This is a genomic window from Cronobacter turicensis (assembly GCF_041222865.1).
Taxonomy (GTDB): Bacteria; Pseudomonadota; Gammaproteobacteria; order Enterobacterales; family Enterobacteriaceae; genus Cronobacter; species Cronobacter turicensis.
The window spans coordinates 1,123,898-1,143,006 of sequence record NZ_CP165997.1 but is presented as its reverse complement, the minus strand read 5'-3'; the positions used below and the strand labels follow the sequence as shown (position 1 = coordinate 1,143,006).

Annotated in this window: 15 protein-coding genes; 6 read left to right on the top strand and 9 right to left on the bottom strand. The window is 53.7% G+C overall.

Annotation, left to right across the window (positions count from 1 at the left end; all coding sequences use genetic code 11):
* The 3 genes from AB8W27_RS05485 (at position 1) to AB8W27_RS05475 (ending at position 3,349) form a co-directional block, all read left to right on the top strand.
* Positions 1-1,263: an oligosaccharide MFS transporter gene (locus tag AB8W27_RS05485; protein WP_015742087.1), complete on the top strand. Its 1,263-nt coding sequence runs from the start codon at positions 1-3 to the stop codon at positions 1,261-1,263.
* A 19-nt stretch (positions 1,264-1,282) separates the two neighbouring features.
* Positions 1,283-2,473 carry a glycoside hydrolase family 88 protein gene (locus AB8W27_RS05480; protein ID WP_015742088.1) on the top strand — a complete coding sequence of 397 codons (1,191 nt, stop codon included), beginning with the start codon at positions 1,283-1,285 and terminating at the stop codon, positions 2,471-2,473.
* Between the two features lie 90 nt (positions 2,474-2,563).
* The gene (locus tag AB8W27_RS05475; RefSeq protein ID WP_015742089.1) at positions 2,564-3,349 is read left to right on the top strand and encodes an oligogalacturonate-specific porin KdgM family protein; all 786 of its coding nucleotides are present in this window, start codon (positions 2,564-2,566) and stop codon (positions 3,347-3,349) included.
* A 450-nt stretch (positions 3,350-3,799) separates the two neighbouring features.
* Here AB8W27_RS05475 and AB8W27_RS05470 read toward each other — a convergent pair whose 3' ends face one another.
* The 3 genes from AB8W27_RS05470 to guaB all read right to left on the bottom strand — a co-directional run bounded on the left by AB8W27_RS05470 (position 3,800) and on the right by guaB (position 9,877).
* Positions 3,800-6,112, bottom strand: a complete 2,313-nt coding sequence (locus AB8W27_RS05470; protein WP_015742090.1) for a polysaccharide lyase 8 family protein — start codon at positions 6,110-6,112, stop codon at positions 3,800-3,802.
* 654 nt (positions 6,113-6,766) lie between these two features.
* Entirely contained in the window at positions 6,767-8,344 is a 1,578-nt protein-coding gene (gene guaA, locus AB8W27_RS05465; RefSeq protein WP_015742092.1) for a glutamine-hydrolyzing GMP synthase, read from the bottom strand.
* Positions 8,345-8,410: 66 nt separating this feature from the next.
* Positions 8,411-9,877 (bottom strand): IMP dehydrogenase, encoded by a 1,467-nt coding sequence (guaB, locus tag AB8W27_RS05460; protein WP_015742093.1) that lies wholly within the window; start codon positions 9,875-9,877, stop codon positions 8,411-8,413.
* 170 nt (positions 9,878-10,047) lie between these two features.
* On the opposite strand from guaB, the gene xseA reads away from it, so the two are divergent.
* The 3 genes from xseA to AB8W27_RS05445 all read left to right on the top strand — a co-directional run bounded on the left by xseA (position 10,048) and on the right by AB8W27_RS05445 (position 12,878).
* Positions 10,048-11,421 (top strand): exodeoxyribonuclease VII large subunit, encoded by a 1,374-nt coding sequence (gene xseA, locus AB8W27_RS05455; protein ID WP_015742094.1) that lies wholly within the window; start codon positions 10,048-10,050, stop codon positions 11,419-11,421.
* A gap of 81 nt (positions 11,422-11,502) precedes the next feature.
* Positions 11,503-12,528, top strand: a complete 1,026-nt coding sequence (locus tag AB8W27_RS05450; protein ID WP_015742095.1) for a M4 family metallopeptidase — start codon at positions 11,503-11,505, stop codon at positions 12,526-12,528.
* The gene (locus AB8W27_RS05445; RefSeq protein WP_015742096.1) at positions 12,528-12,878 is read left to right on the top strand and encodes a protealysin inhibitor emfourin; all 351 of its coding nucleotides are present in this window, start codon (positions 12,528-12,530) and stop codon (positions 12,876-12,878) included. Before AB8W27_RS05450 ends, AB8W27_RS05445 begins: the two co-directional genes overlap by 1 nt.
* Here AB8W27_RS05445 and AB8W27_RS05440 read toward each other — a convergent pair.
* From AB8W27_RS05440 to ispG, 6 genes are all read right to left on the bottom strand, one after another.
* Complete coding sequence (locus AB8W27_RS05440) at positions 12,875-13,096, bottom strand: zinc ribbon domain-containing protein (RefSeq protein WP_015742097.1); 222 nt, start codon at positions 13,094-13,096, stop codon at positions 12,875-12,877. The genes AB8W27_RS05445 and AB8W27_RS05440 overlap by 4 nt on opposite strands.
* Positions 13,097-13,146: 50 nt before the next feature.
* Positions 13,147-14,625, bottom strand: a complete 1,479-nt coding sequence (der, locus tag AB8W27_RS05435) for a ribosome biogenesis GTPase Der (RefSeq protein WP_007763176.1) — start codon at positions 14,623-14,625, stop codon at positions 13,147-13,149.
* Between the two features lie 120 nt (positions 14,626-14,745).
* Positions 14,746-15,927: an outer membrane protein assembly factor BamB gene (gene bamB / locus AB8W27_RS05430; RefSeq protein ID WP_015742098.1), complete on the bottom strand. Its 1,182-nt coding sequence runs from the start codon at positions 15,925-15,927 to the stop codon at positions 14,746-14,748.
* Between the two features lie 10 nt (positions 15,928-15,937).
* The gene (locus AB8W27_RS05425; RefSeq protein WP_015742099.1) at positions 15,938-16,558 is read right to left on the bottom strand and encodes a YfgM family protein; all 621 of its coding nucleotides are present in this window, start codon (positions 16,556-16,558) and stop codon (positions 15,938-15,940) included.
* A gap of 35 nt (positions 16,559-16,593) precedes the next feature.
* Positions 16,594-17,868 carry a histidine--tRNA ligase gene (hisS, locus tag AB8W27_RS05420; RefSeq protein ID WP_015742100.1) on the bottom strand — a complete coding sequence of 425 codons (1,275 nt, stop codon included), beginning with the start codon at positions 17,866-17,868 and terminating at the stop codon, positions 16,594-16,596.
* Between the two features lie 114 nt (positions 17,869-17,982).
* Positions 17,983-19,101: a flavodoxin-dependent (E)-4-hydroxy-3-methylbut-2-enyl-diphosphate synthase gene (gene ispG / locus AB8W27_RS05415; RefSeq protein ID WP_015742101.1), complete on the bottom strand. Its 1,119-nt coding sequence runs from the start codon at positions 19,099-19,101 to the stop codon at positions 17,983-17,985.
* Positions 19,102-19,109: the final 8 nt, after the last annotated feature.

The window sequence follows — 19,109 nt, the reverse complement described above, 5'->3', positions numbered from 1 at the left end:
ATGTCTGAAGTCTTACAATCCACACGCTCAGCGTATATAAAGCTCAGCTTGTTTGTCTTTTTATTTACTTTCACCTGGTCTGCCGGTTTCGGTATGTATGCTATCTGGCTTGGTGATAAAGCGGGACTGAGTGCAATTGATATCGGTACGGTTTTTGCCGTCAACGGTGTGTTTGCCGTCCTGGTTAAACCTGTATATGGCTTTATCATGGACAAAACCGGCATGAAAAAGCATTTGCTCTATTTCGTCTGCCTTATTTCCGCACTGATGGCCCCTTTTTATCTGTGGTGCTACTTGCCCTTACTACAAAGTCACTTTCTGGCAGGCATGATCATTGGCGCGTTATTTTTCAGCTTCGGCTGGTACGCGGGTGTAGCCGCTGAAGAGTCTTATGTGGATCGTTTTAGCCGCCTGTATAATATGGAGTTCGGTCGTATCAGAATGTGGGCCGCACTGGGATGGGCGGTTGCTGCATCGTTTTCTGGCTACGTTTATAACATTTCCCCAATAATTAACTTTACCATCGGCAGCGTATCTGCAGTGTGTATGTTGCTGGTGCTAATTTCACTTAAAGTTGATCATTTCGGGCAGGAAGAAAATAGCGTTCTGTCTAAAGATAAAATTGTTATCGCGGATGTGTTTCATCTGTTCAGAAATCCAAAATTCTGGATGTTCGCTCTGTATATTGCAGGCGTGGCCTGGATGATGTTTATTGCCGAACAGCAGTTCTCCCGTTATTTCGTCACTTTCTTTAACACCAAAGAACAGGGTAATGCCATGTTTGGTTATATGAGCACGACCCAGTCGTGTACCGAATTCTTTGGCATGATGCTGGTTCCTGCGCTGGTCAACCGGATTGGCGCCAAACAGGGGATGCTGCTCACAGGCCTGATCGTCAGTTTGCGCCTTATCATCTCGGGTCTGACAACCGACCCTCTCATCATCTGTCTTGTAAAACCGCTTTACGGGATTGAAATCGCGCTGATTCTGGTCTCCGTCTTCAAGTACATTGCTGAGCACTTCGACAAAAGGATTAACGCGACCATGTATCTGCTTGGCTATCAGGCCATGGTTTATGTGGGCTCCATCGTGGTTGCCCCTCCCGCTGGCTACGCCTATGACACCATAGGTTTTGAACATACGTATCTGATTATGGGCACCATTTCACTACTGTTTACGATTGTGTCGGCTTTCACACTTTCTGATTGTCAAAAGCATAAAAAAGTCACCTCCGCCTCCCATACAGATCAAGCATTAAATTAAGAAACGATACGAGAAAACTATGTTGCAGAATATTCATGAAGAAGCGATTTCCCAGGTAAAACTGGCACCAGGTGAGCGCGATGTTATCCTGGAGAAAGTTAAGCAGATCGTGCCCGATATTTTACAGGCCGTTGACCGTAATATGGCCTGCTGGCAGGAGCGATTCCCGGATGCCGCCTGTCAGAATGGTCTTTACCCGGTTATTGATAATGTCGAATGGACCACCAGCTTCTGGAGCGGGCAACTCTGGCTGGCATGGGAATGGAGCGGCGATCAAAAATACCGAACTCTGGCAGAAAAGCATGTTCAGTCTTTCGGCGAGCGTATTATTCACCGAAACAACACCAATCATCATGACCTCGGTTTTCTTTACAGCCTGTCCTGCCTTAGTGCCAGTACGCTTACTAACAATGCGCGGGCGCGCTATATTGCCCTGCTGGCAGCAGATGCGCTGATGGAACGTTATCACCCTTGCTGCGGTATTATTCAGGCATGGGGCGAGCTGGATAATCCGCAACAACAGGGACGAATGATTATCGACTGTAATATGAATTTACCGCTGTTATACCAGGCCAGCCTTATTACCGGGGATGAACGTTATGCTCAGGCCGCCACCACGCATATCATTCAAGCCAGCCGCTATATAGTACGCCCGGACAGTTCGACCTGGCACACGTTCTTTATGGACGTGCATACAGGAGAGCCTCGTTACGGCAATACGCACCAGGGCTATGCGGATGATTCCTGCTGGTCTCGCGGCCAGGCGTGGGGCGTGTATGGATTTCTGCTGAATTATCGTTATACCCGTAATGAAGATTTACTGACACTCAGCCAGAAGCTGGCAAATTATTTCATTAATCGGCTTCCGGATGATCTGGTGTGCTACTGGGATCTGGCGCTGACCGACCCAACAAGCTGTCGGGACAGTTCATCTACAGCAATTGTCGCCTGTGGTTTGCTGGAAATGATAAAACATTTGCCGCTTTCTCATCCCAACCGCGCAAGCTATGAGAGCATTGCCTTGCGTATGGTCGGAAATATGATCGACCACTATTATAATCGGGAGCATATTCCCGGTGCAGGGTTGCTTAAACACTCAGTCTATCACTTTAATGGAAATATTGGTGTGGATGAGTGCTGTTCATGGGGCGATTATTTCTTTATGGAAAGTATCACCCGTATTATTAAAAACTGGAAGCTGTACTGGTAATTACATCTCAATATAAAAATTTAACGTTTATGCCTCCCTGCCATTTTTGCAGTGAGAGTGTTTCTCTGTGTCTTATGGAAGGAATATAAAATGAAACTCTGTAATAATGTTATTATTCTGTCTATTGTATTAGGTAGCGTATCAGCATATAGCTATGCGGATACAACAGTGACGGCACCGGGTCAATCAGTAAAATATACGCCTTTTACGACCGTCTATTTCGCGCCTCGCACACAGTACCATACCGCCAGTGAAGGTTTTCTTCAGCGACTGATGCTGACAGGCGTGGTACAGGATCCAGACAGCATACTGAAAAATATGTACTGGAGTTTTGAAACGGATTCCGATCTCGGAAAGCACCTGAATCAGTGGAAGAGTAGCTATCAGGAAGTAGAGCTGAACAAACCTTTTCCACTCGGCCGTAGCCAATTTTTTCTTGAACCCGGCACCGTGTTTCACTGGGAGTCAGCAGGTTCCCGTATCGACCCCTATCTTGGAATAGGTTATCACTTCGATCCAACTTTCACGGGTGTCCTGCGTTACCGTTATAACCATCAGAATCATGACTCCCAGACCCTAAATGGGGACTGGGACGACTCTTCAGAACATCGTGTAGATTTATATATTACCAAATACTTTACACCCGATTTTTATGTGCAATATAACCCTACCTATTACAGCAAAGTACACAGTGATGAATTTAACTATGCGAATGGAAAAAATCACACTCTCCAGCATAATTTTATTTTTAATTTTCATGCTACTACTCGATTTTATCCTTTCTTCGAATTGGGTTATCTCGATAAATACCAGGACGGAGATGACACGAAAAATGAATATCAAATCCGCGTTGGATTCAGGTATAATTTAAATTAAAAAAAGACATGAAAGAGCTTAGCTAATGAAATAATACAATCAATTCTATGTATGGTATGTCTGAGTGGCATTGCTGTGATCTGCTCTGGTACGGCACAAGCTGCCTATCATTATATTTCCTGCAATACATCAGGCGTCCCCTCAGGAAAAGGAATCTTCGAGTATAACTATACTTATAACAATAACGGAGGGTTTTTAATTATTTTCCCGTATTCAGGCGCAGTAACGAACGGTACAGTAATACGCTATAACCTGAGTTAATAGTGACAAAGCACGCCTGTTTCAGGTGGGTACTGGCAGCATTAATAACTCGCTGGTTTATAATTGTTGAAAACGTTATGAGAGTGTGAAAAATCCGGTTAATACCCGGTGGCTAAAATAACTGGGGCCTGCATAAAGCGGTTGTGGCCCCAATAAAATAACTGGCACAAGCCTGGATATCGAACCAGGTTAGCGCATAACAAGCTGACCTGACGCCCCATTCATTGACGACGTATCCACAGTTACACTTAATGTTTGAGCAACTTCATCAAATACAATCTGAATTTCTGGCGATTTGCTGACGACGCTGCTGACAGGCAGAGCGTTTAGAATAAATTGTATTTCTGACAGGCTTCGCGTTGGGTCAGAAAAGGCCATAATACAGTCATCGCCGACCTGCTGAATGAGTATGGATCCCGATGTATTGGCCTGAACAAACTCAAGACTCCCGGGCTGATAAAAATTCCCTCCCCATACAGAATTATCTGTCAAAGCAATCGCCTGTTGGCGCTCATCATTATTAATGATGCGGACTGGTGGATTGGCTTGATAGCTCCGCGTCTGTTCAGGCGAGTAATTGGGCAAAATAGCGTAAGCTATCTTCTGCCCCGTGGGATATTCTCCATGAGGAACGCTGAGCGTGGCGTACTGTTGTATGACAAGAGTCTCACTTCCTCCATCATTGACCCATTGCCATGCTCCACTTCTGGACACATTCTCAGCTATGAGGGGAACAGGCGCAAAAAAAACATATCCGAGAGGTGCCTGATTCACCTCATCGGTCAAAGTAGCAAAGGTAGCATTTTCAAATTGTTGCATTGTTGACGCAGGAATAGTTATGCCGTTTACCTGAAGGGTCTGCGTTTCAGCATCGTTGAGCTGCCTGTTTTCAATAATTGACTCAACCGGGGCAGAATCTGAGCTGCTAATTCCGGCCACCAGAGCAATAATCTGATCGTCCAGCATGAACCATGATTTTACAGCTGACAGTGAGCTTCCTGTTACGCCCTCAAGATTGTAAATAAGACTGGCATGTCCTGTTATCCCATTACTGACACCACCGCACCAGTTACGCTCATCAGCATTGGGATAAAGTTGCCAGTCGGAAAGGACACCGCTCATCCCATCGGTTAACGTACCCGGAAGCCGTAACATATTAACCGTCGGCCAGTAATTTTTATCAAACTGAGTACTGTTAGCGTTATAAATATATAACATTCCTGTACCGGTATACCATCCTTGCTTGTTCTCGCCATTCCCATATTCAAATGCAGTAATTTTATGAGAGAACAAGCTAAGTCCGCAGGCAAAAGTCCCTTTCTGATGAATCATCTGGCACATGGCAGCCAGCATTTTATTTTCATTCCGGTAGTCATTTTCAACAGGGATATCCGGATTATTCATCAATGCTCTCAACGTCTGGATTTGTGAGAGCGACAACCCGCGGTAATAATCTTCGTAAAACTTGTCAGAACTGATGGCACTTTTGACAAATGTTGCCCATGTGTACTGATAATCCGTTGAGGTATGCCTCCCGGAAATAAAATAAATATCATATAAAAGTACCCGTGCCACGCTATGTGCCGGTGATGTTTCTCGGCTGATCCCCCGTCCACGGGTCATATCAAAATCAATGTCACTGTACAATGTAGGAGCATAAGTCTCAGGGATAGTCGTATAAATATTTTCAACATTTGCCAGAGAACCAATCCATGATGTATTCGTTAAAAGAATGAAAATATCACAGGTTCTGCTTAGTAAGACCTCACCATAACCACCGGTATACGGCACGTTAGCATGCTGAATAAATGACCCATCATGATAATATCCATCCCCATCGGTGACATATTCATATACGCTTCCAGCGTCGGTCAGGCCCTGTTGCACCCTGGTGTTATCCTGTGACAAAACACCGCTCAGCATTGCAATGAAGCATTTATCGAGTAGGTTCGCGCCAGTTTCCACCACACCAGTAGCCTTACGCACAGTCGGATCGGGAACAAAATAATTAATTGCTGCAATACATGCCGAATTTAAAGCAGATGGGAGGTATGCAGACGACAGGCACAGAACATCGTTCAACGCTTCAGGTGAACCAATTTCCCAGTCCCACCAGTTATCATATTCTTGCGCAATAGTAGTGTTGTAGCAATGCAGATTTACCCAGTCGACAGCATAAATGATAGCAGTCTGAAGCTGAGCTGAGAGATAAAAATCAGAGGCAGTAGTTTGCTCCTGTATTGCCATTTTTCGAATATTTTGCCACATCAGCGTAATCGCAGCCGAGCTTGAGGGCCAGTTTTTAGCATCTTCCCATAGCCAGGCAACGGAAGAATCTATATTCATCGTATCCCATATGCCTGTACCGGATGAATTAGACACCGCAGCATCCATCTGACTTACCTGAGCCATCAGTTCAGTATCATCTGATGATACGGGTTCACCGGTCAGATTGGTACGCCAGTTCACCTGGCTTGTTTCAAAATCATTTTGCATATTCATATACTCCTTTAAGAGATAACAGAACGTACAACCAGAAACAGATGCGCATTATCTCCCGGAATATAAGAACCATAATGAGATCCAGGTTCTTCGACTATTATTTAATTTTTCAGAACAAAAAAATATAAATGTCAAAAAATTATAAAACTCAAATCTTTTTTCAGTCTGAAATAAAACGTTTCATTTATCTGACTTCGCAGGAAAGTTGAGTAGATAAGGTGTTGAAGAGGGGGACAGGGAGGCCGTATAGAAAGTGGCTGCCTGTGCTGGGATGTAGCGCGCTGATTAATTTCTAACACTTCCGCTGACTGCCAGAAGTGGACCTTGATAAGTCCGCACTACATTAATTAGAAGGGAGCGGGTCAAAGCTTATAGCTTGATGAGCATGATTTTCAATACATCATTAAAAAGGCAAAATTGACTATCTTTATAATCCTGCACCATTCCTGTATTCCTGTATTCCTGTATTCCTGTATTCCTGTATTCCTGTATTCCTGTATTCACATTTATACTTTGTTTTACATCAGTAGAAATGAGGTTTACCGTCAGGAACTGCGTTACATAGAAAACCATGAAACGCATAAAAAAACCCTCTGTAAAAACAGAGGGTCGATTCACGTTTAATCGCTTATGAACGCGTCGGAAAGCTGCCGATCATTCCCACTCAATGGTCGCGGGCGGTTTACCGCTGATATCATAAACTACACGGGAAATACCGTTGATTTCATTGATAATGCGGTTGGAAACGCGGCCCAGGAAATCGTACGGCAGGTGCGCCCAGTGAGCGGTCATGAAGTCGATGGTTTCTACCGCGCGCAGCGAGACCACCCAGTCATATTTACGGCCGTCGCCCATCACGCCAACGGAGCGCACCGGCAGGAATACGGTGAATGCCTGGCTCACTTTGTCGTACAGATCCGCACGGCGCAGCTCTTCGATAAAGATAGCGTCGGCGCGGCGCAGCAGGTCACAGAACTCTTTTTTCACTTCGCCCAGAACGCGAACGCCCAGGCCCGGCCCCGGGAACGGATGGCGGTACAACATGTCGTACGGCAGGCCCAGCTCCAGACCAATCTTGCGAACTTCGTCTTTAAACAGCTCTTTGAGCGGCTCGACGAGGCCCATTTTCATCTCTTTCGGCAGACCGCCCACGTTGTGGTGAGATTTGATCACGTGCGCTTTACCAGTGGCAGACGCCGCGGATTCAATCACATCCGGGTAGATGGTGCCCTGCGCCAGCCATTTCACGTCTTCCAGCTTCAGCGCTTCTTCATCGAACACTTCCACGAATACGCGGCCGATGGTTTTACGCTTGGCTTCCGGCTCGTCGATACCCGCCAGCGCGTCAAGGAAACGTGCTTCCGCTGGAACGTGAACGATGTTCAGGCCAAAGTGGTCGCCAAACATGTCCATCACCTGCTCGGCTTCGTTCAGGCGCAGCAGGCCGTTATCGACGAAGACGCAGGTCAGACGGTCGCCAATCGCGCGGTGCAGCAGCATCGCGGTCACAGAGGAATCCACGCCGCCGGACAGGCCCAGGATAACGCGATCGTTGCCCACCTGCTGACGAATGCGCTCAACCGCGTCGTCGATGATTTTCGCCGGCGTCCACAGCGCTTCGCACTCGCAGATGTCACGCACGAAGCGCTCCAGCATACGCAGGCCCTGACGGGTGTGGGTCACTTCCGGGTGGAACTGTACGCCGTAGAAACGCTTCTCTTCGTTCGCCATAATCGCGAACGGGCAGGTTTCGGTGCTGGCGACGGTCACGAAATCAGACGGAATGGCCGTCACTTTATCGCCGTGGCTCATCCAGACATCCAGCAGTGGGTTGCCGTCGGCGCTCAGCGCGTCCTGAATGTCGCGCACCAGCGCGCTGTCAGTTTTGACCTCTACCTGCGCATAGCCGAATTCACGCTCGTTAGAGCCTTCCACGTGGCCGCCGAGCTGCATCGCCATGGTCTGCATGCCGTAGCAGACGCCGAGTACCGGCACACCGGCGTTAAAGACATATTCCGGCGCGCGCGGGCTGTTCTCTTCCGTGGTGCTCTCCGGGCCGCCGGACAGGATAATCCCGTTCGGATTAAAGCCGCGGATTTGCTCTTCCGTCACGTCCCAGGCCCACAGCTCGCAGTAAACGCCCAGCTCGCGCACGCGGCGGGCCACCAGTTGGGTGTACTGAGAACCGAAGTCGAGGATAAGGATACGATGCTTATGAATGTTGTCCGTCATTGACGCGTTTTCCAGAAAGTAGCTGATACAAAGTAAACGCCCGGCGCGAACGCCGGGCGGGGAAAATTAAGAACCCATACGGTAGTTCGGAGACTCTTTGGTGATGGTCACATCGTGTACGTGGCTTTCCTGAATGCCCGCGCCGCTGATGCGCACGAATTCCGCTTTGGTGCGAAGCTCATCGATCGTGGCGCAGCCGGTCAGGCCCATGCAGGAGCGCAGGCCGCCCATCTGCTGGTGGATTATCTCTTTCAGACGGCCTTTATACGCCACGCGACCTTCGATGCCTTCCGGCACCAGCTTGTCAGCGGCGTTATCGGTCTGGAAGTAGCGGTCGGAAGAGCCTTTGGACATCGCGCCCAGCGAGCCCATGCCGCGATAGGATTTGTAAGCGCGGCCCTGGTAGAGTTCGATTTCGCCCGGAGATTCGTCCGTACCGGCCAGCATGGAGCCGACCATCACGACGCTTGCGCCAGCGGCGATTGCTTTGGCGATATCGCCGGAGAAACGAATGCCGCCATCGGCGATAACCGGAATGCCGGTGCCTTCCAGCGCTTCAACCGCGTCCGCCACCGCGGTGATCTGCGGTACGCCCACGCCGGTCACGATACGGGTGGTGCAGATGGAGCCCGGGCCGATGCCGACTTTCACCGCGCTGACGCCCGCGTCCGCCAGGGCTTTCGCGCCTGCGGCCGTCGCCACGTTACCGCCGATGATTTGCAGATCCGGGTATTTCGCGCGGGTTTCGCGAATGCGTTGCAGCACGCCTTCGGAGTGGCCGTGGGAGGAGTCAATCAGCAGAACGTCAACGCCTGCGGCAACCAGCGCGTCAACACGCTCTTCGTTACCGGCGCCTGCGCCTACCGCCGCCCCTACGCGCAGACGGCCCTGCTCGTCTTTACAGGCGTTCGGTTTACGTTCGGCTTTCTGGAAATCTTTCACGGTGATCATCCCGCGCAGGTGGAAACTGTCGTCCACGACCAGCGCTTTCTCAACACGTTTTTCGTGCATTTTCGCCAGTACGACGTCGCGGGACTCGCCTTCGCGAACGGTTACCAGGCGCGCTTTCGGCGTCATATAAACGCTGACGGGCTGGCTCAGGTCGGTCACGAAGCGCACGTCACGGCCGGTAATGATACCAACCAGTTCGTTCTCTTCAGTCACAACCGGGTAGCCAGCGAAACCGTTGCGCTCGGTCAGTTCTTTTACTTCGCGCAGGGTCGTGGTCGGCAGTACGGTCTGCGGGTCGGTGACCACGCCGGATTCATGTTTTTTGACGCGACGGACTTCTTCAGCCTGACGTTCGATAGACATGTTTTTGTGGATAAAGCCGATGCCGCCTTCCTGCGCCAGGGCAATCGCCAGACGCGCTTCCGTTACGGTGTCCATCGCCGCTGAAAGCATCGGGATGTTCAGGCGGATGGTTTTGGTCAGCTGAGTGCTGAGATCCGCGGTATTCGGCAGAACGGTAGAGTGAGCGGGAACGAGGAGAACGTCGTCAAACGTCAGTGCTTCTTTAGCGATACGTAGCATGGGCAATATCTCAACCTGGGGTGAATGAGAACAGATAAAATATTGCCGCGGCATTATACAGAGCGTAACCGATTGCTTCTACATTTTTTTGCGAAAAAAGGTTGCGATAGTCAGCGCGCAGGTTACTATCGATTGAATAACCCGCTGATTTAAAATTTGATCCAGCTCACATGCCGCTTACTCCGACACCCTCAATTTTTACCGTCAGCCGCCTTAACCAGAGCGTACGTCTGCTGCTTGAACAGGAGATGGGCCAGGTCTGGATCAGCGGCGAAATCTCGAATTTCACCCAGCCCGCGTCCGGCCACTGGTACTTTACGCTGAAAGACGACACCGCCCAGGTGCGCTGTGCGATGTTCCGCAACAGCAACCGCCGCGTTACCTTTCGTCCGCAACATGGCCAGCAGGTGCTGGTGCGCGCCACTATCACGCTCTACGAGCCGCGCGGCGACTATCAAATCATCGTCGAAAGCATGCAGCCCGCCGGTGAAGGCCTGTTGCAACAGCGTTATGAACAGCTCAAGCAGCAGCTCGCCGCCGAAGGGTTGTTCGATCCGGCGCTGAAAAAACCGCTGCCCTCCCCGGCGCGCCAGGTCGGCGTGATTACGTCGAAAACCGGCGCGGCGCTGCATGATGTGCTGAATGTGTTACGCCGCCGCGATCCGTCGCTGCCGGTGGTTATCTACCCCACCGCGGTACAGGGCGACGACGCGCCCGCGCAGATCGTGCGCGCCATTGAGCTTGCCAATCTGCGTGACGAATGCGACGTGTTAATCGTCGGGCGCGGCGGCGGCTCGCTGGAAGATTTGTGGAGCTTTAACGACGAGCGCGTCGCGCGGGCGATTTTCGCGAGCCGCATTCCCATCGTTAGCGCCGTCGGCCATGAGACCGACGTTACCATTGCCGATTTCGTCGCGGATTTACGCGCGCCGACGCCGTCCGCCGCCGCCGAAATGGTCAGCCGCAACCAGCTGGAGCTGCTGCGCCAGGTGCAGGGGTTACAGCAGCGTCTGGAAATGGCGATGGACTATTCGCTGGCCAACCGCCAGCAGCGTTTTACGCGCCTGCATCACCGTCTTGAGCAGCAACACCCGCAGTTGCGCCTTGCCCGCCAGCAGACGCTGCTGATGCGCCTGCGCCAGCGTATGGACAACGCGCTGGACAGCCGGATGCGCCAGGCCACGCAGCGTCAGACTCGCCTGACGCAACGCCTTAACCAGCAGCAGCCGCTGCCGCGTCTGCACCGCGCCTCGGCGCGTATTCAGCAGCTGGAGTATCGCCTTGCACAGCTCGTCACCGCACGCCTGAGCCACACGCGAGAGCGCTTTGGCAACGCCATCACGCACCTGGAGGCTGTCAGCCCACTGGCGACGCTGGCGCGCGGCTACAGCGTCACCACGGCGCAGGATGGCAACGTGCTTAAAGCGACGAAACAGGTGCAGCCCGGCGATACGCTAACCACGCGGCTCGCGGACGGCTGGGTGGAAAGCGAGGTGCGCCAGATTACGCCCGCCAAAAAAACGCGCAAAAAGAAAACAGGATAAACCTCAGGGGCGCCTGTCTGGTCGCGAACTATACTGCAAGTGTTGGTTTTTTCATCGGCACTTGCCGTGTAAGGAGACCCTATGAACCAGTCACGTTATCCAACCGTCATTCCCCCGTATATTCTGCGCCGCATTATCGATCATGGCTCAGAGCCCCAGCAGCAGAAAGCGCGCCAGACCCTCACCCACGTCCAGACCCTGATGGCGCATCACCATGCGAAAGCCGCCGTCGCGCACGTTTCCGCGAAAGGCGAGCTGGAGCGCGATATCTATGACGCGCAGAATCGCGAAGAACTACCAGGCCAGATCGTGCGCCGCGAAGGCGAGCCTTCGAATGGCGACGTCGCCGTGGATGAAGCCTATGATTATCTCGGCGTCACGCACGAGTTTTTCTGGAAAGCCTATAAGCGCGATTCGCTGGACAACAAAGGGCTGGTGTTGAGCGGTACTGTCCATTACGGACGCGAATACCAGAACGCCTTCTGGAACGGGCAGCAGATGGTCTTCGGCGACGGTGACGGTGAAATCTTCAACCGCTTTACTATCGCCATTGACGTGGTGGGCCATGAGCTCAGTCACGGCGTGACGGAAACCGAAGCCGGGCTGATTTATTTCGAGCAGGCGGGCGCGCTCAACGAATCGCTTTCTGACGTCTTCGGCTCGCTGGTGAAACAGTATCAGCACCAGCAGACGGCAGATCAGGCGGACTGGATCATCGGCGAAGGACTGCTGGCGGAAGGTATTAACGGCAAAGGGCTGCGCTCAATGTCAGAGCCCGGCACCGCGTATGACGACCCGCTGCTCGGCAAGGATCCACAGCCTGGCCACATGAAAGACTATGTGAAAACGCGTGAAGATAACGGCGGCGTGCATATCAACTCCGGCATTCCGAACCGCGCGTTTTATCTGGCGGCGACAGCCATTGGCGGTTACGCCTGGGAAAAAGCCGGTTATGCATGGTATGACACAGTTTGTGACCGCTCACTCTCGCAGAATGCGGATTTCGCAAGCTTCGCGAAGCTGACTATCGAGCATGGCCGTAAACGCTCCGGCGACAGCGTGGCGCAGGCCATTGAACAAGCGTGGAAAACCACAGGAGTGTTGTAATGGATTTGCCAGATCTGACGGATGACGCCGTCGTGGAGCTGGCGCGTGAAGGCGGCGTGGCGTATATGCCACGCCTGGCCGGACAGCGGCGCATCGCCGTCGCTGAGTTAAACGCCCGGCAGCGTCAGCGGCTTATCGATATTCTGCATCAGGCGCTGCCAGAGGCGTCCCCGCCGGGCCAGCCCGATTCGCCAGGGCGCGGCGATCAGCGCTATTTCCGCATTCAGATCCTCTGGACGCAGCATAATCAGGCAGGCTACGCCGACATCGTTCTGCTGGTGCCGGAAAACACCGCGCCGGAAGGGCTGCGCGAGCTCTGGAAGCGCGGCGAAGACTGCATCTGCGACTAATGCGCCTGTAACGTAAATTCCACGCGTTTGCTGGAAATCAGTCCGTGGCCGTTACGGCAGAAATAGTCCACCGCGCCGCACGCTTTGAGCACTTCCAGCGGCTGGTGGCACTCGGGACAGCGCGCCTCAACCCGATAATCCTGATGACACGCCGAGCAATGCGCGCCGCGCTCGCTTTGTTCAAGCTCGTGCTGACAGTTCGGACAACGTAATTCCACGAGATACCTCCTTAAAAACACAGCGGGAGTCATAATGACTCCCGCTCCGGTTATTTACTTTTCTTGATGTGCTTAATCAGGCGCTTACGCTTACGCAGCTGGTTTGGTGTCAGGGTATTGCGCTTGTTGGCGAACGGGTTCGCGCCTTCCTTGAACTGAATGCGGATCGGCGTGCCCATCACATCCAGCGATTTGCGGAAGTAGTTCATCAGATAACGCTTATAGGAATCCGGCAGGTCTTTTACCTGGCTGCCGTGGATCACCACAATCGGCGGGTTATAACCGCCCGCATGCGCATATTTCAGCTTCACGCGGCGGCCGCGCACCATCGGCGGCTGATGGTCTTCTTCCGCCATTTTCATGATGCGGGTCAGCAGCGCTGTGCTGACGCGGCGCGTGGAGCTGTCGTAGGCTTCGCGTACCGATTCAAACAGATTGCCTACGCCGCTGCCGTGCAGCGCGGAGATAAAGTGTACGCGGGCGAAATCGATAAAGCCGAGACGGTAATCCAGCGTCTCTTTCACTTCATCTTTCACTTCCTGGCTCAGGCCATCCCACTTGTTGACGACGATAACCAGCGAACGACCGCTGTTAAGGATAAAGCCCAGCAGCGAGAGATCCTGATCCGAAATACCTTCACGGGCGTCAATGACCAGCAGCACGACGTTCGCGTCTTCAATCGCCTGCAGCGTTTTGATAACCGAGAACTTCTCAACTACATCGGTGATTTTGCCGCGTTTACGCACGCCCGCCGTATCGATAAGGACGAACTCGCGCCCGTCACGCTCCATCGGAATGTAGATGCTGTCGCGCGTGGTACCCGGCATGTCAAAGACCACGACGCGGTCTTCGCCAAGAATACGGTTAGTAAGCGTTGACTTACCAACGTTCGGGCGGCCGACGATAGCCAGTTTGATCGGCAGATCCTGCGGGTTGAAGTCGTCTTCCTCTTCTTCGACGACTTCACCGTTCTGCTCGGCTTCAAACTGCGCCCAGTATTCGGCTTCTTCATCCACTTCTTCCGGCGGATCGACATCGTCCATCCACGGCACCAGTACGTGCTCCAGCAGCGACGTCACGCCACGGCCGTGCGAGGCCGCGATCGGGTGAATTTCACCGAGACCAAGCGAATAGAAATCCGCAACGGCCTGATCCGGATCGAGACCGTCAGTTTTGTTGGCGACCAGGAACGTCGGTTTCTGGCGGCTGCGCAGATGTTTAGCGATAGCCTCATCCGCAGGCATCAGGCCAGCGCGGGCGTCCACCATGAAAAGCACCACATCGGCTTCTTCAATCGCCAGCAGCGACTGTTCCGCCATGCGGGTTTCCACGCCCTCTTCCGCACCGTCGATACCACCGGTATCGATGCAGATAAATTCACGTCCTTCCACTTCGGCACGACCATATTTGCGGTCACGCGTCAGCCCCGGGAAATCCGCTACCAGCGCATCCCGGGTGCGGGTTAAACGGTTGAACAACGTGGATTTTCCGACGTTAGGGCGCCCGACCAGCGCGACCACAGGTATCATTCTTAAAGCCTCATTACTGATAAATCATTGTTAAACCCGCAGAAAATCCACGGGCTTCAGAAAACAGGAAACGGCCCCTGCAATAATCAGGAGCCGTTTTAGCTGTGCTACGCCTGTCTGTTAACGCGTAATCGCGTAGAGCGTACCGTCTTTGGCCTGGATAAGGATCTTGTTATCCGCCACGACCGGCTCGGTCTGGAAGCCAGAGCTGTCCACTTTTTGCTGAGCCACGAAACGCCCGTTATCGGTATCCATCCAGTGCAGGTAACCTTCGCTGTCGCCCACTACCAGCGATCCATTATAGAGCACCGGCGCGGTCAGGTTACGGTGCAGTAGCTGCGTCTGTGTCCAGAGCGTAACGCCGCCTTCCACATTCAGCGCCAGCACGTTATCGTTCTGGTCTACCAGGTAGATACGTCCGCCGTCAACGATGAAGTCATTCACCGAGCCCAGCTCGCGTTTCCACATAATCTGACCAGAACGCAGATCCAGGGCGGTCAGGTTGCCGTTATACGCCAGCGCGTAAACCACGCCGTTGACGATAACCGGCGTCGTATCGACGTCGCTCAGACGATCGATTTCCGTCGCGCCGGTCGCCTGCGAGATGCGTTGCTGCCAGATCAACTGGCCGCGCTGCATCAGCACCGCGCTGACGCGGCCGTTATCACCGCCGACAATCGCCGCGCCAAACGCGGACGCCGGTGCGGATTCACCGCGCAGCGAGAGCGACGGCATATCCAGGTTAACGGTCCACTTAATCGCGCCGTCGCTTTCGTTCAGCGCCTGCAGCATACCGTTGCTGGTATGAACCAGCACCAGACCATCGCTGACGACCGGACGGGAAAGCGCTTCACCCGCCACTTTGGCCTGCCAGGCGATGGAGCCGTCAGAGGTATTCAGCGCGTAAACCTGCGCCTTTTCGCTGCCCACGTATACGTGCGCGCCGACGGCGGTCAGGCCGCCAGAGAGCAGCGCCGGACGGTTACGGGAGAAGAAGCCGGTTTTCTCAGAGAGATCGATGCTCCAGATTTCTTTACCGTCCTGCGCGTTGACGGCTTTCACCGTACCGCGACGATCGGCCGCGTAGACGTTGCCATCAAGGAACGCCGGGTGCAGGTTAGAGTAAAAATCGCCAATCCCGCTACCTACAGAGGTGTCCCAGGCGACTTCCGGTGCGAACTGGTTTTCGACGGTCGGCAGCGGCGACATTTTCACCACGTCTTCTTCACCGCTAAACAGTGAGCAACCGCTTAACAGCGTGACGGAAAGCATCGCTGGCAGAACTAATTTACGCAATTGCATCGGGTCCCTCTCAGATGGACAAGTTATTGATTTTCATCTGCATCATATCGCCAAGCGCCGGAGAATTTTTATCATCCGCCCCTTTGCTCCAGGCATCGCGCGCGCCCTGCTTATCGCCTTTGCTCAGCAGCGCATCACCGCGCAGATCGGCAACCATCGCCGACCAGTTTTCGCCTTTTACGTTTTCCAGGGTTTTCAGCGCGGCATCAGCCTGTTTCTGCTGGATCTGAATGCGCGCCAGGCGCAGATTAATCAGCGAGCGCAGATTCTCGTCCTTCGTGTTCTCAATGCCCTGCTGTAACTGCTGCACGGCTTGAGCGAGATCGTTTTTATCCACGTAACGCTGCGCGAGTTCCAGCGCGGCCAGCGCACCGTAGCTGTTTTGATTCTGAGCGACAAACTGCTGCGCCGCGCTCAGGGTTTTCGGATCGTCTGCGCGCGCATCGGTCATCACATTCTGATAATGCAGCGACGATTCGCGAGCGGAATCCACCTGTGAACCGTTCCAGAAACGCCAGCCAACCAGCGCGCCAATCCCTAATACCACACCCACCGCCAGCGCTTTGCCGTTTTCAGCAAAGAAACGCTTTACCGCGTCGAGCTGCTCGTTTTCGTTCTCGTAAATTTCCACGCAGTCCTTCTCCTTAACGATATGTCGCCGGGAAATCAGCCCAGCAGCGTCTGCAGATGCGCGGCCAGTTCGCTTTGCGCAAGCGCCTGCTGCTCACCTGAGCGCAAATCTTTCACCACAACCTGACGGTTGGCGACTTCGTCCTCGCCCAGCACCAGCGCGATGCGTGCGCCCCATTTGTCTGCGCGGGCGAACTGCTTCTTGAAGTTGCCGCCGCCATAGTTGGTCATCAGCTTGCAGCCCGGCAGCGCGTCGCGAACCCGCTCGGCCAGTTGCATTGCCGCCGACTGCGTGCCGTTGCCGGACGCAATCAGGTATATATCGACAACAGGATCCGCCGTAAATTCCGGATTGACCGCCTGAACGAGTAAAACGAGGCGCTCAAGGCCCATCGCGAAGCCCACTGCAGGGGCCGCGCGGCCGCCTAATTGCTCAACCAGACCATCGTAACGGCCGCCCGCGCACACGGTGCCCTGCGAGCCGAGGCTCGTAGTGACCCACTCAAAGACGGTGCGGTTGTAGTAGTCGAGACCGCGCACCAGGCGCTGGTTGACGGTATAAGCGATACCGGCGTCATCCAGGAAAGCGCACAGACCGGCGAAATGTTCGCGGGATTCTTCATCCAGATAATCGCCCAGCATCGGCGCGTCGTTTAACAGCGCCTGTACGTCCGGGTTTTTAGAGTCGAGTACGCGAAGCGGGTTCGAATACATGCGGCGTTTGCAGTCTTCATCAAGCTTATCGACATGCTGCTCAAGGAACGCGACCAGCGCATCGCGGTAGTTCGCGCGCGCTTCCAGCGAGCCGATAGAATTCAGCTCAAGCGAAACGTGTTCCGCGATGCCAAGCGCACGCCACCAGCGCGCGGTCAGCATGATAAGTTCGGCGTCGATATCCGGGCCCTGCAGGCCAAACACTTCGACACCCAGCTGATGGAACTGACGGTAGCGCCCTTTCTGCGGACGTTCATGACGGAACATCGGGCCGATGTACCATAAGCGCTGTTCCTGATTGTACAGCAGACCATGTTCGATGCCGGCGCGCACGCAGCCCGCGGTGCCTTCAGGACGCAGCGTCAGGCTGTCGCCGTTGCGGTCCTCAAAGGTATACATCTCTTTTTCAACCACGTCGGTCACTTCACCGATAGCGCGTTTGAACAACGGGGTCTGCTCTACAATCGGCAAACGGATTTCGCTGTAACCGTAGCTGCCGAGCACCTGCTTGAGTGTGCCTTCAATGCGCTGCCATATGGCGGTATCGCCCGGCAGGTAATCGTTCATGCCGCGGATGGCTTGAATGTTTTTTGCCACGTTTATTCTCTTTTTCTATACAAAAAATGAACCCGAAACAGACCGCTCCGGTGTGGCTGGGGCGGTTCGCGGGTTCAATCATACACGGGAAGCACGCCGCTTCCCACGTTTGCGTTATTTTTCCAGCTGCTGCACGCTGATACGACGGGTCTCGTCGAGCATCGACGCCTTGGCGCGGATGCGCGCTTCCAGCTGCGTGATCATGTCATCGTTATCGAGACGATCTTTGCGCACGCCTTCTTCATAGAAGCCGCTTTTCTTGTTGCCGCCGGTGACGCCGAGCGTCGAGACCAGCGCTTCGCCCGGACCATTCACCACGCAGCCGATAATCGAAACATCCATCGGCGTGATGATATCTTCCAGGCGCTGCTCCAGCGCGTTCACGGTGCCTATCACATCAAATTCCTGACGCGAACAGGTCGGGCAGGCGATAAAGTTAATGCCGCGCGAGCGAATACGCAGCGATTTCAGGATATCGAAACCGACTTTGATCTCTTCCACCGGATCGGCCGCGAGCGAAATACGCAGCGTGTCGCCGATCCCCTCGGACAGCAGCAGCCCCAGCCCGATCGCAGATTTCACCGCGCCAGCACGGGCGCCGCCCGCTTCGGTGATCCCCAGATGCAGCGGCTGATCGATCTGCTTCGCCAGCAGGCGGTAAGACTCGACCGCCAGGAAAACGTCGGAGGCTTTCACGCTCACTTTAAACTGATCGAAGTTCAGCCTGTCGAGATGATCGACATGGCGCATGGCGGATTCCAGCAGCGCCTGCGGCGTCGGCTCGCCGTATTTTTCCTGAAGATCTTTCTCAAGCGATCCGGCGTTCACGCCGATGCGGATCGGAATGTTTTTATCGCGCGCGCAATCCACGACCGAGCGGATGCGCTCTTCGTTGCCGATATTGCCGGGATTGATGCGCAGGCAGTCGACGCCGTACTCCGCCACTTTGAGCGCAATGCGGTAGTCGAAGTGAATATCCGCGACCAGCGGAACATTGACCTGCTGCTTGATGAGACGAAACGCCTCGGCGGCATCCATCGTCGGCACCGAGACGCGAACGATATCCGCGCCCACGCGTTCCAGCGCTTTGATTTGGTTTACCGTCGCCTCGACATCCGTCGTGCGGGTATTGGTCATTGACTGAACGGCGATGGGTGCGCCATCGCCGATAGGGACGTTACCGACGTATATCCGTTTAGATTTTCTACGCTGAATGGGCGCTTCGTTATGCATGACAAATC

Excerpts from the sequence above, each read along its gene's own strand:
- ispG (WP_015742101.1), bottom strand. The coding sequence starts at position 19,101 with ATGCATAACGAAGCGCCCATTCAGCGTAGAAAATCTAAACGGATATAC.
- AB8W27_RS05475 (WP_015742089.1), top strand. The coding sequence starts at position 2,564 with ATGAAACTCTGTAATAATGTTATTATTCTGTCTATTGTATTAGGTAGC.
- AB8W27_RS05480 (WP_015742088.1), top strand. The coding sequence starts at position 1,283 with ATGTTGCAGAATATTCATGAAGAAGCGATTTCCCAGGTAAAACTGGCA.
- der (WP_007763176.1), bottom strand. The coding sequence starts at position 14,625 with ATGATACCTGTGGTCGCGCTGGTCGGGCGCCCTAACGTCGGAAAATCC.
- guaB (WP_015742093.1), bottom strand. The coding sequence starts at position 9,877 with ATGCTACGTATCGCTAAAGAAGCACTGACGTTTGACGACGTTCTCCTC.
- guaA (WP_015742092.1), bottom strand. The coding sequence starts at position 8,344 with ATGACGGACAACATTCATAAGCATCGTATCCTTATCCTCGACTTCGGT.
- AB8W27_RS05445 (WP_015742096.1), top strand. The coding sequence starts at position 12,528 with ATGGATTTGCCAGATCTGACGGATGACGCCGTCGTGGAGCTGGCGCGT.
- AB8W27_RS05470 (WP_015742090.1), bottom strand. The coding sequence starts at position 6,112 with ATGAATATGCAAAATGATTTTGAAACAAGCCAGGTGAACTGGCGTACC.
- AB8W27_RS05450 (WP_015742095.1), top strand. The coding sequence starts at position 11,503 with ATGAACCAGTCACGTTATCCAACCGTCATTCCCCCGTATATTCTGCGC.
- xseA (WP_015742094.1), top strand. The coding sequence starts at position 10,048 with ATGCCGCTTACTCCGACACCCTCAATTTTTACCGTCAGCCGCCTTAAC.
- bamB (WP_015742098.1), bottom strand. The coding sequence starts at position 15,927 with ATGCAATTGCGTAAATTAGTTCTGCCAGCGATGCTTTCCGTCACGCTG.
- AB8W27_RS05485 (WP_015742087.1), top strand. The coding sequence starts at position 1 with ATGTCTGAAGTCTTACAATCCACACGCTCAGCGTATATAAAGCTCAGC.